At 72.0% G+C, this 15,429-nt stretch carries 16 protein-coding genes; 9 read left to right on the top strand and 7 right to left on the bottom strand.

What is annotated here, in order from left to right; translation table 11 throughout:
- The first annotated feature begins 90 nt into the window (after window positions 1-90).
- Both LG632_RS17715 and LG632_RS17710 read left to right on the top strand, forming a co-directional pair.
- The gene (locus LG632_RS17715) at window positions 91-768 is read left to right on the top strand and encodes a lysoplasmalogenase (protein ID WP_226728297.1); all 678 of its coding nucleotides are present in this window, start codon (window positions 91-93) and stop codon (window positions 766-768) included.
- Between the two features lie 28 nt (window positions 769-796).
- Complete coding sequence (locus tag LG632_RS17710) at window positions 797-1,840, top strand: zinc-dependent alcohol dehydrogenase family protein (protein WP_226728296.1); 1,044 nt, start codon at window positions 797-799, stop codon at window positions 1,838-1,840.
- 118 nt (window positions 1,841-1,958) lie between these two features.
- Here the strand turns inward: LG632_RS17710 and LG632_RS17705 are convergent, their stop codons facing one another.
- Window positions 1,959-3,506: a S8 family peptidase gene (locus LG632_RS17705; RefSeq protein WP_226728295.1), complete on the bottom strand. Its 1,548-nt coding sequence runs from the start codon at window positions 3,504-3,506 to the stop codon at window positions 1,959-1,961.
- 251 nt (window positions 3,507-3,757) lie between these two features.
- Between LG632_RS17705 and LG632_RS17700 the strand changes: the two genes are divergently transcribed.
- From LG632_RS17700 to moaA, 3 genes are all read left to right on the top strand, one after another.
- On the top strand, window positions 3,758-4,123 hold the full coding sequence (locus LG632_RS17700) for a DUF485 domain-containing protein (protein ID WP_226728294.1): 366 nt from the start codon (window positions 3,758-3,760) through the stop codon (window positions 4,121-4,123).
- Window positions 4,120-5,748 carry a monocarboxylic acid transporter gene (locus LG632_RS17695; protein WP_226728293.1) on the top strand — a complete coding sequence of 543 codons (1,629 nt, stop codon included), beginning with the start codon at window positions 4,120-4,122 and terminating at the stop codon, window positions 5,746-5,748. The genes LG632_RS17700 and LG632_RS17695 overlap by 4 nt, the downstream gene beginning before the upstream one ends.
- A gap of 153 nt (window positions 5,749-5,901) precedes the next feature.
- The gene (gene moaA, locus LG632_RS17690) at window positions 5,902-6,891 is read left to right on the top strand and encodes a GTP 3',8-cyclase MoaA (RefSeq protein WP_226728292.1); all 990 of its coding nucleotides are present in this window, start codon (window positions 5,902-5,904) and stop codon (window positions 6,889-6,891) included.
- On the opposite strand, the gene LG632_RS17685 is transcribed toward moaA, so the two are convergent.
- Window positions 6,874-7,116, bottom strand: a complete 243-nt coding sequence (locus tag LG632_RS17685; protein WP_226728291.1) for a hypothetical protein — start codon at window positions 7,114-7,116, stop codon at window positions 6,874-6,876. The two genes, moaA and LG632_RS17685, sit on opposite strands and share 18 nt — an antisense overlap.
- A 171-nt stretch (window positions 7,117-7,287) precedes the next feature.
- On the bottom strand, window positions 7,288-7,614 hold the full coding sequence (locus tag LG632_RS17680) for a DUF3099 domain-containing protein (RefSeq protein ID WP_226728290.1): 327 nt from the start codon (window positions 7,612-7,614) through the stop codon (window positions 7,288-7,290).
- A gap of 140 nt (window positions 7,615-7,754) precedes the next feature.
- Here LG632_RS17680 and LG632_RS17675 point away from each other — a divergent pair, with 140 nt between their 5' ends.
- The gene (locus tag LG632_RS17675; protein WP_226728289.1) at window positions 7,755-8,033 is read left to right on the top strand and encodes a GlsB/YeaQ/YmgE family stress response membrane protein; all 279 of its coding nucleotides are present in this window, start codon (window positions 7,755-7,757) and stop codon (window positions 8,031-8,033) included.
- A 65-nt stretch (window positions 8,034-8,098) separates the two neighbouring features.
- Here LG632_RS17675 and tyrS read toward each other — a convergent pair whose 3' ends face one another.
- Genes tyrS through LG632_RS17660 form a run of 3 tightly spaced genes read right to left on the bottom strand, consistent with a single transcriptional unit; the run spans window position 8,099 to window position 12,347 of the window.
- Entirely contained in the window at window positions 8,099-9,364 is a 1,266-nt protein-coding gene (gene tyrS / locus LG632_RS17670) for a tyrosine--tRNA ligase (RefSeq protein WP_226728288.1), read from the bottom strand.
- Window positions 9,365-9,414: 50 nt separating this feature from the next.
- Window positions 9,415-10,827, bottom strand: coding sequence for a metallopeptidase TldD-related protein (locus LG632_RS17665; protein ID WP_226728287.1), 1,413 nt, complete (start codon window positions 10,825-10,827; stop codon window positions 9,415-9,417).
- Window positions 10,824-12,347, bottom strand: coding sequence for a TldD/PmbA family protein (locus LG632_RS17660; protein WP_226728286.1), 1,524 nt, complete (start codon window positions 12,345-12,347; stop codon window positions 10,824-10,826). Before LG632_RS17660 ends, LG632_RS17665 begins: the two co-directional genes overlap by 4 nt.
- A gap of 231 nt (window positions 12,348-12,578) precedes the next feature.
- Here LG632_RS17660 and fabG point away from each other — a divergent pair, with 231 nt between their 5' ends.
- The 3 genes from fabG to LG632_RS17645 all read left to right on the top strand — a co-directional run bounded on the left by fabG (window position 12,579) and on the right by LG632_RS17645 (window position 14,706).
- On the top strand, window positions 12,579-13,298 hold the full coding sequence (gene fabG / locus LG632_RS17655) for a 3-oxoacyl-[acyl-carrier-protein] reductase (RefSeq protein ID WP_226728285.1): 720 nt from the start codon (window positions 12,579-12,581) through the stop codon (window positions 13,296-13,298).
- A 4-nt stretch (window positions 13,299-13,302) separates the two neighbouring features.
- Complete coding sequence (gene fabI, locus LG632_RS17650) at window positions 13,303-14,073, top strand: enoyl-ACP reductase FabI (protein ID WP_226728284.1); 771 nt, start codon at window positions 13,303-13,305, stop codon at window positions 14,071-14,073.
- Window positions 14,074-14,265: 192 nt separating this feature from the next.
- Entirely contained in the window at window positions 14,266-14,706 is a 441-nt protein-coding gene (locus LG632_RS17645) for a hypothetical protein (protein WP_226728283.1), read from the top strand.
- 36 nt (window positions 14,707-14,742) lie between these two features.
- Here LG632_RS17645 and LG632_RS17640 read toward each other — a convergent pair whose 3' ends face one another.
- Complete coding sequence (locus LG632_RS17640; RefSeq protein WP_226728282.1) at window positions 14,743-15,414, bottom strand: FadR/GntR family transcriptional regulator; 672 nt, start codon at window positions 15,412-15,414, stop codon at window positions 14,743-14,745.
- Window positions 15,415-15,429 lie beyond the last annotated feature (15 nt).

The following is a 15,429-nucleotide window of genomic DNA, read 5'->3' as shown; positions in this document are numbered from 1 at the left end:
GCCTGAATCGCCCTCTCTTCGGGCGGGCCTCGGTGGAGTTCAGCGCATACCTGCGGGAGCTGATCGCCGAGCGGCGCTACACGACCCGCGATGAGGCGGCCCACGCCGGCCTGCGCCTCCGCCGCCCGCCGGGACCGGCTCGCGGCCGCCGCCCTCCTCGGCTTCGCCGTCGCCGCCGCACTGGACCTCGGCGCGCTGCTCGCCGACTGGCAGCTGGGGCACCAGATCTTCAAGCCGCTGCTGATGCCCCTGCTCGCGCTGCACGTCCGCGCCCTCGGCGCCCCGCGCCTGCTGCTCGCCGCGCTGCTGTTCGGCTGGGGCGGGGACGTCGCGCTGCTCTTCGACGCCGACGCCGCCTTCCTGGTCGGCATGGGCTCCTTCGCCCTCGGCCACGTCTGCTACCTCGTGCTCTTCGGCCGGCGGCCCGCCGACCTCCGGCTGACCGCCGCGTACGCCGTCGCGCTCGTCGGCACCGTCGGCCTGCTCTGGGGCGACCTGCCCGCCGAGCTGCGCGTCCCCGTCGCCGGCTACAGCCTGCTGCTGACCGCCATGGCGGCGCGCTCCGGCACGCTCGGCCGGACCGCCGGGACGGGCGGGGCGCTGTTCCTGCTGTCCGACTCGCTGATCGCCACCGGCGTCGCCGCCTGGCCGCAGCTGCCCCGGCCCGACTTCTGGATCATGCTCACGTACCTGGCGGCCCAGTACCTGCTGGCCCGGGGAATACTCACCGGCCGTACGGCGTCTGCACCCGAGGCATCACCTGCCTGAACACCCGATCGACCGCTGAAGGACCCCCATGCGCGCCACCGTCATCCACGCCCCGCACGACATCCGCGTGGAGGAGGTGCCGGACGCCGCGCTCCAGGACCCGACCGACGCGGTGGTGCGCGTCCTGCGGGCCTGCATCTGCGGCAGCGACCTGTGGGCCTACCGCGGCGAGGCGCAGCGGCAGCCGGGCCAGCGCATCGGCCACGAGTTCCTCGGCGTGGTCGAGGAGACCGGGTCGGCGGTCGGCTCGCTGAAGGCCGGCGACCTCGTGGTGGCGCCGTTCATGTGGTCCGACGGCACCTGCGACTACTGCGTCGAGGGCCTCTACACCTCCTGCACCCACGGCGGCTTCTGGGGCTCGGTCGGCCACGACGGCGGCCAGGGCGAGGCCGTGCGGGTCCCGCAGGCCGACGGCACCCTGGTCAAGCTGCCTGCCGCGGCGGCCTCCGACGACCACCTGCTGACCGGCCTGCTCGCGCTCTCCGACGTCATGGGCACCGGCCACCACGCCGCGCTGGGCGCGGGCGTCCGCCCCGGGGCCACCGTCGCCGTGGTCGGTGACGGGGCCGTCGGCCTGTGCGGCGTCCTCGCCGCCAAGCGGCTCGGCGCCGAGCGGATCATCGCCCTGGGCCGGCACGCGGCCCGCACCGACATCGCCAAGCTCTTCGGCGCCACCGACGTCGTCGCCGAGCGCGGCGAGGCCGCCGAGCACGCCGTACGGGAGCTGACCCGGGGCCAGGGAGCCCACGCGGTCATCGAGGCGGTCGGCACCGAGCAGTCCATGCGCACCGCCGTCAACATCACCCGCGACGGCGGCGCCGTCGGTTACGTCGGCGTCCCGCACGGCAGCGGCACCGGCCTCGACCTGGGCGTCATGTTCGACCGCAACATCAGCCTGCGCGGCGGCGTGGCACCGGTCCGCGCCTACATCCCCGAGCTGCTGCAGGACGTGCTGAACGGCACGATCGACCCGGCCCCGGTGTTCGACCGCGCCGTCGGCCTCGACGAGGTGCCCGACGGCTACCGGGCCATGGACGACCGCAGCGCCCTGAAGGTGCTCATCAAGCCCTGACCGGCTGCCCCGACCGCCCGCCCCGACCGACTGCCCGGGCCACCCCTTGCCGTACGGCGGCGGGGCCGGCCGGGAGACATCTCCCGGCCGGCCCCGCTCTCCCGTGCGTCCGTGAGGACTACTTCACGGCCTTGAGCGCGTCCACCACGCCGTAGCCGTAGTAGCCCGTCTGGCCCCACTTGGTCCGGCAGGTGGTGGCGTCGATCAGGTTGCCGGTGTTGTCGTAGACCTTCTCCGGGCAGGTCGCCTTGGTGGCCTGCGCCTTGAGCATGGACTGCAGCTGCGACGGCGTGGCCGTCGGGTGGGCGCTCTTGAGCAGCGCCGCCACGCCCGCGACGTGCGGGGCGGCCATCGAGGTGCCCTGCTTGTAGCCGTAGCCGCCGCCCGGGAGGGTGGAGAGCACCCGGCCGTTGGCGTCGGGCGTGGCCGGGACCTGCCACTTGTCGCCGCCGGGGGCCGCCACGTCGACGACGCCGAGGCCGTAGCTGGAGTAGTACGACTTCAGGCCCTGGTCACCGGTGGCGCTGACGGTGACCACACCGGGCAGCTGCGTCGGGAGGTCCAGGCACTCGTGCGGGTCGATGGTCCGCGGCACCGGGGTGGTGTCGTTGGGGCTGGAGTCGTCCAGGATCGCGTGCGACCCCAGGTCGTGGTTGGAGTTGCCGGCCGAGGCCACGCTCAGCACGCCCTTGCGCTCGGCGTACTTCGTCGCCCGGGTGAGGGCCTCCACCAGCGCCTTCTGGTCGTCGTCGGACTTGCAGTTGTAGAGCCAGGGATCGACGTAGTAGCTGTTGTTGGTCACCTCGATCCCCTTCTCGGCGGCGAACATGAAGCCGCACACGACCGCCTCGGTGTAGAAGAGGCTGGTCCCCGGCTCGCTCACCTTGATGCCGGCCACCTTCACGCCGGGGGCCACACCGGCGATGCCCTGCGCGTTGCGGGCGGCGGCTATGGTGCCCGCCACGTGGGTGCCGTGGTCGCTGCCGTCGGCGTACGGGCGCCAGGCGCCCTCGGAGGTGTCGGCGACGCCGCCCACGCAGTTGGCCGACTGCGTCCGGGAGAAGTTCGGGGCGAGGTCGGGGTGAGTGTCGTCGACACCCGTGTCGATGACGCCCACGGTGACGTCCTGGCTGCCATCGTTGATCTGGTGAGCCTGGTCCGCCTTGATCGCGCGCAGGTCCCACTGGTTGGGCTCCAGCGGCTCCTGACCCGCCTCCGCCACCGCGGCGGACCTGGCGGCGTCCGCCGCGCTCAGCTGCTGGGTGCTCCCCTCCTCGGTGGTCTGCACCGGCGTCAGGGGGGCCGTGCGGGTGGCGCCGACCGACACGAACAGGCTGCGCTTGGCGCGCAGGGCCTTGGCGAAGTCGGGGTTCTGGGAGTGCGCGACGACGACGCCGATCTGCTCATAGGCGGTCACCACGGTGCCGCCGGCGGCCTCGACGGCCTTCGTCGCCTGCTCCACGGTGCCGTACGCCGTCAGGTTCGCCACGTACGACAGCTTGGGGCCGTCCGCGGTCGCGGTCCTGGCCGTCGCCACCGCGTCGGCCGGCGCGGCGGAGGCCGCGACGGCGGGCAGGAAGGCGAGGGAGGCCGTGAGGGCCAGCCCCACCGGCACCGTGAGGGCGCGGCGGTGCGTGCCGGACGTACGCGATCCCGAAAGAGCCATGGGGTCTCCACATCTCGTGAAAAAGCCGTCCGGACGCGGGTCGCGCCTGGACGGGTTCATGACAGGTGAAGCTAGCGCCGCCACCCCCCTTTGCGCCATGGGTTGGAGAAATCGGCCAAGGAAAGATCCGGCGGGTGTTGAACGGTCCCGGCGTGCGGTACGTGCTCTGGGACAGAGGAGGCCCGTACGCCCGGCCCCCGCAGGAGTTCACGCCCGTCCCCACCGCACTCGCGTCACAAGGAGAACCACCCGTGACCACCGAAGCAGCGCCACCCCCCGGCGGCGCGGACACGCGCCCGGCGAGCCCGGGGGCCGAACAGTTCGCGGCCGTGCAGCAGAGCCCGGAGTTCGGGGAACTGCGCAAGGCCCACCGGTCCTTCGCGTTCCCGCTCACCGTGGCCTTCATCGCCTGGTACCTGCTGTACGTCCTGCTGTCCAACTACGCCGGCGGCTTCATGGGGGCGAAGGTCTTCGGCAACATCAACGTGGCACTCGTCCTCGGGCTCGGCCAGTTCGCCACCACCTTCCTGATCGCCTGGCTCTACTCCCGGCACGCCGCCCGTGCGCTCGACCCCAAGGCCCAGGCCCTCAAGTCCCGCCTGGAGGCCGGAGAATGACCACCCCCCTCGCCGTCGGCACCCTGGCCGTGGGCGCCTCCGAGCACCGGCCGCTCATCATCAGCCTGTTCGGCGCCTTCGTCGTCGCCACGCTGTTCATCACCGTCTGGGCCGGCCGCCAGACCCGCGGCGCCGCCGACTTCTACGCCGGCGGCCGGCAGTTCACCGGCTTCCAGAACGGCCTGGCCATCTCCGGCGACTACATGTCCGCCGCGTCCTTCCTGGGCATCGCCGGCGCCATCGCCCTCTTCGGCTACGACGGCTTCCTGTACTCCATCGGCTTCCTCGTGGCCTGGCTGGTGGCCCTGCTGCTGGTGGCCGAGCCGCTGCGCAACTCCGGCCGCTACACCATGGGCGACGTCCTGGCGTACCGGATGCGCCAGCGGCCCGTGCGCACCGCCGCCGGGGTCTCCACCATCGTGGTGTCGATCTTCTACCTGCTGGCCCAGATGGCGGGCGCCGGTGTGCTGGTCTCGCTGCTCCTGGGCATCACCAGCGACGGCGGCAAGGTCGGCATCGTCGCCCTGGTCGGCGTCCTGATGATCGTCTACGTCACCATCGGCGGCATGAAGGGCACCACCTGGGTGCAGATGGTCAAGGCGGTCCTGCTGATCGCCGGCGCCCTGCTGCTCACCCTGCTGGTGATGTGGAAGTTCAACTTCAACGTCTCGGAGCTGCTAGGCAAGGCCGCCGAGAACAGCGGCAAGGGCACGAGCTTCCTGGAGCCGGGCCTGAAGTACGGCAAGACCGCCGAGACCAAGCTCGACTTCGTCTCCCTGGGCCTGGCCCTGGTCCTGGGCACCGCGGGCCTGCCGCACATCCTGATCCGCTTCTACACCGTGCCCACCGCCAAGGCCGCCCGTAAGTCCGTCAACTGGGCCATCGGCATCATCGGCGCCTTCTACCTGATGACCATCGCCCTCGGCTTCGGGGCCGCGGCCCTGCTCGACCGGGCCGACATCATCGCCTCGAACCCGGCCGGCAACACCGCGGCCCCGCTGCTCGCCCAGGAGCTCGGCGGCGGCCCCGACTCCACCGGCGGCGCCATCCTGCTCGCCGTGATCTCGGCGGTGGCCTTCGCCACCATCCTCGCCGTGGTCGCCGGCCTGACCCTGGCCTCCTCGTCGTCCTTCGCCCACGACCTGTACGTCAACGTGATCCGCCGGGGCAAGGCCTCCGAGACCGAGGAGGTGCGCGCTGCCCGCTGGGCCACCGTGGTCATCGGCGCCGTCGCCATCGGCCTCGGCGCCCTGGCCCGCGACATGAACGTGGCCGGCCTGGTCGCGCTCGCCTTCGCGGTCGCCGCCTCCGCCAACCTGCCGACCATCCTGTACAGCCTCTTCTGGAAGCGCTTCACCACCACCGGCGCCCTCTGGTCGATCTACGGCGGCCTGATCAGCGCCGTGGGCCTGGTGCTGTTCTCCCCGGTGGTCTCCGGCAAGCCGACCTCGATGTTCAAGAACGTCGACTTCTACTGGTTCCCCCTGGAGAACCCCGGCCTGATCTCCATCCCGCTCGCCTTCCTGCTGGGCTGGCTGGGTACCGTCCTGTCCAAGGAGCCCGCCGACCCGCAGAAGTACGCCGAGCTGGAGGTGCGCTCCCTCACCGGCGCGGGGGCGCACTGACACCGTCCGCACACCGGACGTGGCCGTGTCGTACTTCCGTACGACACGGCCACGTCACGTCTGGTTCCTTTGCTCCCCCCTACGGGTGACCTTCCTCGCGTAGGCTCGAAAGCATCGCTGAACCTTTGATCCGGACAGGGGAGGGGGCCCACAGTGCTCATCGACACCTTCGGCCGCGTGGCCACTGACCTGCGCGTCTCGCTCACCGACCGGTGCAACCTGCGCTGCACGTACTGCATGCCCGAGGAGGGCCTGCAGTGGCTGGCGAAGCCCGACCTGCTCACCGACGACGAAATCGTCCGGCTGGTCCGGATAGCCGTCACCCACCTCGGGATCACCGAGGTCCGCTTCACCGGCGGTGAGCCCCTGCTGCGGCCCGGCCTGGTCGGCATCGTCGAGCGGTGCGCCGCCCTGGAGCCCCGCCCCCGGATGTCGCTGACCACCAACGGCATCGGCCTCAAGCGCACCGCGCAGGCCCTCAAGGCCGCCGGGCTCGACCGGGTCAACGTCTCCCTGGACACCCTGCGGCCCGAGGTCTTCAAGACCCTCACCCGGCGCGACCGCCACAAGGACGTCGTCGAGGGCATGGCCGCCGCGCGCGACGCCGGCCTGACCCCCGTCAAGGTCAACGCGGTCCTGATGCCCGGGCTCAACGACGACGAGGCGCCCGACCTCCTGGCCTGGGCCGTCGAGCAGGGCTACGAGCTGCGCTTCATCGAGCAGATGCCGCTGGACGCCCAGCACGGTTGGAAGCGCGACGGCATGATCACCGCCGGGGACATCCTCGCCTCGCTGCGCACCCGCTTCGAGCTGACCGAGGAGGGCCAGGAGGCCCGCGGCGCCGCCCCGGCCGAACGCTGGCTGGTCGACGGCGGTCCGGCCACCGTCGGCGTCATCGCCTCGGTCACCCGGCCGTTCTGCCGCGCCTGCGACCGCACCCGGCTCACCGCCGACGGCCAGGTCCGCACCTGCCTGTTCGCCACCGAGGAGTCCGACCTGCGCGGCGCGCTGCGCTCGGGCGCCCCGGACGAGGAGATCGCGCGGCTGTGGAAGGTGGCCATGTGGGGCAAGAAGGCCGGCTCCGGCCTCGACGACCCGTCCTTCCTCCAGCCCGACCGGCCGATGTCAGCGATCGGCGGCTGACCACTCCTCCAGGGTCACCACGTCCTTGAGGAAACCGCGCACGCCCAGGAACTGGCTGAGGTGCTCGCGGTGCTCCTCGCACGCCAGCCACGTCTTGCGCCGCTCCGGCGTGTGCAGCTTCGGGTTGTTCCAGGCGAGCACCCACACGGCCGGCACCCGGCAGCCCTTGGCGGAGCAGACGGGAGGGGTGTCGGCGTCGGGGCCCTGTTCGGGGAAGAGGTTCACGCCTCAACCCTAGAAGATCCGGTAGGACGGGGAGGCGCCGAGGAGGTCCCGGACATGACGACGCCGAGCAGCCACGGGGGGAGCTGCCCGGCGTCGGTCCGTCGCTCCGACGGGGGATGCGGAGCGCGTAGGCAGTATGTCACGCAGGAGCCGGTGCGGTGCACCGGAACTTCATGATTGATCTGAGCTTTTCTTGAGGTTTGCCGTTTCCAGAGCCGGACGCACAGGTGAGGGGACGAAATGCGACGGCAGGGAGGGGGCCGATTCGCGCCCCGCGTTGGCGATGACCACGGCGATGTAGGGCAGCAGCGCGCCCGCGATCAGGGTCACCACCGCCAGCGGGCGCTGGACGTTCCACAGGAGGACGGTCGCGATCACCGACAGCGTCCTGATCGTCATCGAGATGACATAGCGGCGCTGCCGCCCGCGCACGTCTTCGGAGAGGCCCATGCGGGCCCCGGTGATCCGGAAGACCTCGGATCCGTTCCGCTTCTTCACGTCTCCACGGTACGCCCGCCCCTGCGGTACCGGTGAGGGAGGGGGTGTGCCCCGAACGGAGCCGTCCGACATGCGCGCTGGGCCGTACGGGTCGAAACTGAAGCGCACATGCGGACATCCCGCCCTTTTGGAGGCGCGCCATGCAGTGGTTGTGGGCCATCATCGTCGGTTTCGTGCTCGGCCTCCTGGCCCGGGCCGTCCTGCCGGGCAAGCAGCACCAGCCGCTGTGGCTGACCACGCTGTTCGGCATCGCCGGCGGCATCCTCGGCAACGCCGTCGCGGGCTGGATCGGAGTGGCGGACACCCGCGGGATCGACTGGATCCGGCACCTGCTCCAGCTGATCGGAGCCGTCGTCGTCGTGGGTCTCGGCGACATGGTCTACATGTCCGTCCGCGGCAAGAGGCGCACCACGGCATGAGGAAACGGCCAGGGCCGCGGGCCCTGGCCGTTTCGCCGTTCTCCTCGCCGGTCGGGTCGGCCGGGTCAGCCGGTGACCTCGACCGCCGCCAGGTTCTTCTTGCCGCGGCGCAGCACCAGCCAGCGCCCGTGCAGCAGGTCCTCCTTGGCGGGGACCGCGTCCTCGGCGGTGATCTTGACGTTGTTCACGTAGGCACCGCCCTCCTTCACCGTCCGGCGCCCGGCCGACTTGCTGGCGACCAGACCGGTCTCGGCGAACAGGTCCGGCACCGGGGCCGGCGCGGCGACCTTGGCGTGCGGCAGCTCGGACAGGGCCGCCGCGAGCGTGGCCTCGTCCAGCTCCGCCAGCTCGCCCTGGCCGAACAGCGCCTTCGAGGCGGCGATCACGGCCGCCGCCTGCTCGGGGCCGTGCACCAGCGCGGTCAGCTCCTCCGCGAGCGCCCGCTGCGCGGCGCGCGCCTGCGGACGCTCGGCGGTCTGCGCCTCCAGCGCCTCCAGCTCCTCGCGGCTCTTGAAGGACAGGATCCGCATGTAGGTGGAGATGTCCCGGTCGTCCACGTTCAGCCAGAACTGGTAGAACGCGTACGGGGTGGTCATCTCCGGGTCGAGCCACACGGCCCCGCCCTCGGTCTTGCCGAACTTGGTGCCGTCCGCCTTGACCATCAGCGGCGTCGCCAGCGCGTGCACGTTCGCGTGCGGCTCCAGCTTGTGGATCAGGTCGAGGCCGGCCACCAGGTTGCCCCACTGGTCGGAGCCGCCCTGCTGGAGCGTGCAGCCGTAGCGGCGGTACAGCTCCAGGAAGTCCATGCCCTGCAGCAGCTGGTAGCTGAACTCGGTGTAGCTGATGCCCTCCTGCGACTCCAGCCGGCGCGCGACCGAGTCCTTGGTCAGCATCTTGTTGACCCGGAAGTGCTTGCCGATGTCCCGCAGGAACTCGATGGCGGACATGCCCGCCGTCCAGTCCAGGTTGTTGACCATGACGGCCGCGTTCTCGCCCTCGAAGGACAGGAACGGCTCGATCTGGGCGCGCAGCCGCGCCACCCAGGCCGCGACGGTCTCCGGGTCGTTCAGGGTGCGCTCGGCCGTCGGCCGCGGGTCCCCGATCTGGCCCGTGGCCCCGCCGACCAGCGCCAGCGGCCGGTGCCCGGCCTGCTGGAGCCGGCGTACGGTCAGCACCTGGACCAGGTGGCCGACGTGCAGCGAGGCCGCCGTCGGGTCGAAGCCGCAATAGAACGTGACGGGACCGTCCGCGAAGGCCTTGCGCAGGGCCTCTTCGTCGGTGGACTGGGCGAAGAGCCCGCGCCACTTCAGTTCGTCGACGATGTCCGTCACGGTCTCTCGACTCCTTCGATGCTTGATGGGCAGCTTTCAGTCTATGGGGGTCAGACGCCCTTGCTGACCGAGCTCATGTTGAAGTCCGGGACGCGCAGCGCCGGCATCGCCGCCCGGGTGAACCAGTCGCTCCACTCGCGCGGCAGCGTCTTCTCGGTCCGGCCCGCCTCGGTCGCCCGCGACAGCAGGTCCACCGGGGACTCGTTGAACCGGAAGTTGTTCACCTCGCCCACGACCTGCCCGTCCTCCACCAGGTAGACGCCGTCCCGGGTCAGGCCCGTCAGCAGCAGCGTGGCCGGGTCGACCTCGCGGATGTACCACAGGCAGGTCAGCAGCAGGCCCCGCTCGGTCGCCGCGACCATCTCGTCCAGGGACTTCTCGCCCCCGGCGTCCAGGATCAGGTTCCCGAAGCCCGGCGCCTGCGGCAGCCCGGTCAGGGCGGCCGTGTGCCGGGTGGTGGCCAGCCGGTGCAGCTCGCCGTCGCGGATCCAGTCGGTCGGCGGGACCGGCAGGCCGTTGTCGAACGCGGAGACGTCGTCGCCCGAGCTGTGCGCGATCACGAACGGGGCGCACTCCAGGCCCGGCTCCGCCGGGTCGCTGCGCAGCGTCAGCGGCAGCTCGGACAGCTTCTCGCCGATCCGGGTGCCGCCGCCGGGGCGGGAGAAGACCGTACGGCCCTCCGCCGCGTCCCGGGCCGACGCCGACCACATCTGGTAGATCAGCAGGTCCGCCACCGCGGTCGGCGGCAGCAGGGTCTCGTACCGGCCCGCGGGCAGCTCGACCCGGCGCTCGGCCCAGCCCAGCCGGACGGCGAGGTCGGCGTCCAGCGCCAGCGGGTCCACGTCCTTGAAGTCCCGGGTGGGCCGGCCGGCCCAGGCCGAGCGCAGCCGGCCGTCGGCCGCCGGGGACTTCGCGTTGAGCTCCAGGGTCCCGTTGGGCTGGTCGTGCCGCAGCCGCAGCCCCGTGGAGGTGCCGACGTAGGTGCTGACCAGCTCGTGGTTGGCGAAGCCGTACAGCTCCCGGCCACCGGCCCGGGCCCGGGCGAAGGCCTCGCCGAGGGCCGGGGCGAAGTCGGCGAAGACCGCCGAGGAGGTCTCGGCCGGAGGCTCGGTGAAGTCGGCGGACGCCGGGGTACCGGTCACCAGCGGCTGGGCGTCCTCGGCGGGGCCCGCCCCGCGCGCGGCCGCCTCGGCGGCCCGGACCAGCGGCTCCAGGTCCTCGGCGGTGACGGCGGCCCGGGAGACGACGCCCGAGGCGGTGCCCTCCTTGCCGTCGACGGTCGCGATCACGGTCAGGGTGCGGGTGCGGGTCACGCCGTTGGTGGTCAGCGCGTTGCGCGCCCAGCGCAGGTTGGCGGTGGACTCCTCGTCCGCGATCACGACGCAGCCGTCGGCCGTGGACAGCTCCAGGGCCCGCTCGACGATCTCGTGCGGCTTGGTGCGCCCGTTCGAAAGCGTGCTCATCGGCCGGCCTCCTGGGTGGTGTTCAGGATGTTGACGTCACGGAACAGCGCGGACGGGCAGCCGTGGGAGACCGCCGCGACCTGGCCCGGCTGGGCCTTCCCGCAGTTGAAGGCGCCGCCCAGGACGTACGTCTGCGGGCCGCCGACCTTCTCCATCGAGCCCCAGAACTCGGTCGTGGTCGCCTGGTAGGCCACGTCGCGCAGCTGGCCGGCCAGCCGCCCGTTCTCGATCCTGAAGAAGCGCTGTCCGGTGAACTGGAAGTTGTACCGCTGCATGTCGATCGACCAGGACCGGTCGCCGACCACGTAGATCCCGCGCTCGACGCCGCCGATCAGGTCCTCGGTCGACAGCCCGCCGGGGTCCGGCTGGAGGGAGACGTTGGCCATCCGCTGCACCGGGACGTGCCCGGGGGAGTCGGCGAAGGCGCAGCCGTTGGAGCGGCCCAGGCCCGTCAGCTTCGCGATCCGCCGGTCCAGCTGGTAGCCGACCAGGGTGCCGTCCTTGACGAGGTCCCAGCTCTGCGCCTCGACGCCCTCGTCGTCGTAGCCGATCGTGGCCAGGCCGTGCTCGGCGGTCCGGTCACCGGTGACGTTCATGATCGAGGAGCCGTACCGCAACGTGCCCAGCTGGTCGAACGTGGCGAACGAGGTGCCCGCGTACGCGGCCTCGTAGCCGAGCGCCCGGTCCAGCTCGGTGGCGTGGCCGATCGACTCGTGGATCGTCAGCCAGAGGTTGGACGGGTCCACGACCAGGTCGTAGCGGCCCGCCTCGACGCTCGGCGCGCGCATCTTCTCGGCGAGCAGGACGGGGATCTCCTCCAGCTCGGCGTCCCAGTCCCAGCCCGTGCCGGTCAGGTACTCCCAGCCGCGCCCGACCGGCGGGGCGATGGTGCGCATGGAGTCGAACTCGCCGGTCTTGGCGTCCACGGCGACCGCGGTCAGCTGCGGGTGGACGCGCACCCGCTGCTGGGTGGTCGTGGTGCCGGCGGTGTCGGCGTAGAACTTGTTCTCGTGCACGGCGAGCAGCGAGGCGTCCACGTGCGCCACGCCCTCGGCGCGCAGCATGCGGGCGCTGAAGTCGGCCAGCAGCGCCGCCTTGTCCTCGTCCGGCACGGAGAACGGGTCCACGTCGTAGGCGGAGACCCACGTCCGGTCGGCGTGCACCGGCTCGTCGGCGAGCTCCACGCGCTCGTCGGACCCCGCCGCCTGGATCACCTTGGCGGACAGCTGCGCCATCGCCACGGCCTGCGAGGCGACCCGGGCCGCCCCGTCCATGGTGAGGTCCACGCCCGAGGCGAACCCCCAGCTGCCCCCGTGCACCACGCGCACCGCGTACCCGAGGTCGGTGGTGTCGGACCCGCCGGCGGGCTTGGCGTCCCGCAGCCGCCAGGAGGCGTTGCGGATCCGCTCCAGCCGGAAATCGGCGTGGTCCGCGCCGAGCGCGCGGGCCCGGGCGAGCGCCGCGTCGGCGAGCGCCCGCAGCGGCAGCGCCAGGAATGACTGATCGATGTCATGGGGCACGACGGTTGTTCCCTCCGGGATGCTCACCTGCGACGGCCATCCCCTGAAGTGAATCATGAGGAGCCGGGCGTGTTCCCGGGAAATTCCGGGCTCGCGCCGGTGGGCGCACTGTAGGGACCCGACAGAGTGCGTCGGCAGCCACTGTCAGGGGTCGATCCCGTGGCCGGACGAGACTGCCGATAGGTTGCGACGTAGAAGCTGTGAGCAGTCCGCTAGCGAAAGGGTGATCCGTTGAGCCGCTCGGTTCTCGTCACCGGAGGAAACCGGGGCATCGGCCTCGCCATCGCCCGCGCCTTCGCCGAGGCCGGCGACAAGGTCGCGATCACGTACCGCTCGGGTGAGCCGCCGGAGGCCCTCACCGAGCTCGGGGTGCTGGCGGTCCGCTGCGACATCACCGACTCCGAGCAGGTGGAGCAGGCCTACAAGGAGATCGAGGACAAGCACGGTCCCGTCGAGGTGCTGGTGGCGAACGCCGGCATCACCAAGGACCAGCTGCTGATGCGGATGTCCGAGGAGGACTTCACCTCCGTCCTGGACACCAACCTCACCGGCACCTTCCGCGTGGTCAAGCGCGCCAACCGCGGCATGCTCCGCGCGAAGAAGGGCCGTGTCGTGCTGGTCTCCTCCGTCGTCGGACTGCTCGGCTCGGCCGGCCAGGCCAACTACGCCGCCTCCAAGGCGGGCCTCGTGGGCTTCGCCCGCTCGCTCGCCCGTGAGCTGGGCTCCCGCAACATCACCTTCAACGTCGTGGCGCCCGGGTTCGTGGACACCGACATGACGAAGGTGCTCACCGACGAGCAGCGCGCCGGCATCGTCGCGCAGGTCCCGCTCGGCCGCTACGCGCAGCCGGAGGAGATCGCCGCAGCCGTGAGCTTCCTGGCCTCCGACGCCGCCTCGTACATCACCGGAGCCGTCATTCCCGTTGACGGCGGATTGGGCATGGGTCACTGATCACATGAGCGGAATTCTCGACGGCAAGCGCATCCTGATCACGGGTGTGCTGATGGAGTCGTCCATCGCCTTCCACGCCGCCAAGCTGGCCCAGGAGCAGGGCGCGGAGATCATCCTCACCGCGTTCCCCCGGCCGACGCTCACCGAGCGCATCGCCAAGAAGCTCCCCAAGCCCGTCAAGGTGATCGAGCTCGACGTCACCAACGACGAGCACCTCGCCCGCCTGGAGCAGGTCGTGCGCGACGAGCTGGGCGGCCTCGACGGCGTCGTCCACTCGATCGGCTTCGCCCCGCAGGACGCCCTCGGCGGCAACTTCCTGAACACGCCGTTCGAGTCCGTCGCCACCGCGATGCACGTCTCGGCGTTCTCGCTGAAGTCGCTGACCATGGCCTGCAAGCCGCTGTTCCCGGCGGAGGGCGCGGCCGTCGTCGGCCTCACCTTCGACGCGCAGTTCGCCTGGCCGCAGTACGACTGGATGGGCCCGGCCAAGGCCGCGCTGGAGGCCACCAGCCGCTACCTCGCCCGCGACCTGGGCAAGGAGAACATCCGCTGCAACCTGGTCTCCGCCGGCCCGCTCGGCTCCATGGCGGCGAAGTCCATCCCGGGCTTCTCCGACCTGGCCGAGGTGTGGAACCACCGCTCCCCGCTGGAGTGGGACATGTCCGACCCCGAGCCGGCCGGCCGCGCCATCGTCGCGCTGCTGTCGGAGTGGTTCCCGAAGACCACCGGCGAGATCGTGCACGTCGACGGCGGCGTGCACATGATGGGCGCCTGACCCCACCGGTCCGCAGCGGTCGAAGGCCGCGCCTCCTCGGGAGGCGCGGCCTTCGCCGTCTTCCGGCCGGGTGCCCGCGGTTGCCGCGACGCGCCGCCCGACCGGATCTTCCCGAGTCGAGAATGCGGGCGCATACCGGCAAACTGGCCGGGTCGGGATCTTCCCGGCGCACCGCGGGGAGGAGGTACGGGAGTGCGCACGAGGCGGAGCCGAGCGGTATCACTGCTGGTCACCTCGGTCGTCCTGACCGGTGTCCTGGTCCCCTGGGCGACCGCGCAGACCCCGGACGCGGAGCCCGCGCCGGGCCCCGGGACCGTCGCCCCGGCCCTGGTGGACGTCGCCGACGTCGCCGACGTCGCCGCCGAACCACCCGCACAGCCCGCCCGCACCCCGGCCGGGGACCTTTTCGGCGCGGACTGCGCCACCCGCATCGACGGCTCGACCGTCACCGCGCACTGCCACAACCGGTTCGCCCGGACCGACCGGGTCCGCCTGCACGTCGAGTGCGACCGCTGGTGGGACCTGGACAGCGACGCCGCGCCGGTGGCCGTGGGCCCCGCCGGGCGCGCGGAGCTCGCCGGCCGGTGCTGGAAGGAGGTCCGCGCGGCCTGGGTCAGCCACCAACGGCCCTGACCGGCCCGCCCGCCCCGCGTGGAGGGCTGCCGCCCGCTACTCCTTGCCCAGGCACACGAACGGGTAGCCCGCCGCCTCCGAGGCCGCCGTGTCCGCGTCGCCGCGCCGGATCGCCTCGATCAGCCGCCCGTGGTCCAGATGGGACTGCGGGGTCAGCTCCGTGCCCACGTCGGCCCGCAGCCAGTCCCGCACCAGATCGCCGAGGTCGGCGTACAGCTCGCCCAGGACGTCGTTGTGGGCCGCCGCCACCACCGCCATGTGCAGCGCCATGTCCGCCGCCACGAACCGCTCGGCGTCCCCGGACCCCCACGCCTCCTCGCGCCGCGCGAGCAGCGCGTCGAGCTGGGCCATGTCCCGTTCCGTACGGCGCTGCGCCGCCAGCCGGGCGGCCGAGGACTCCAGCGTCGAGCGGAGCTCCGCGATGTGCCGGGGGTCGGCCCCGGCGAACCGCCGGTGCATCACCCCGGCCAGCTCGCTGGTGGCCAGCACGTACGTGCCCGAGCCCTGGCGGATGTCCAGCAGCCCGTTGTGCGCCAGCGCCCGTACGGCCTCGCGCACGGTGTTGCGGGCCACGCCCAGCAGCTCGACCAGCTCGGGTTCGGTGGGGATGCGGGAGCCGACCGGCCACTCGCCCGAGGTGATCTGGTTACGGAGCTGGGCGATCACCTGGTCGACCAGCGCGGAGCGCCGGGGAGACGTCAGCGGCATGGGGCCCTCTCGGCT

The organism is Streptomyces antimicrobicus (assembly GCF_020532625.1).
In the GTDB taxonomy this organism is placed as follows: Bacteria; Actinomycetota; Actinomycetes; order Streptomycetales; family Streptomycetaceae; genus Streptomyces; species Streptomyces antimicrobicus.
Note: the sequence above shows the minus strand (reverse complement) of the source record. Positions and strands in the feature narration are given on the sequence as shown.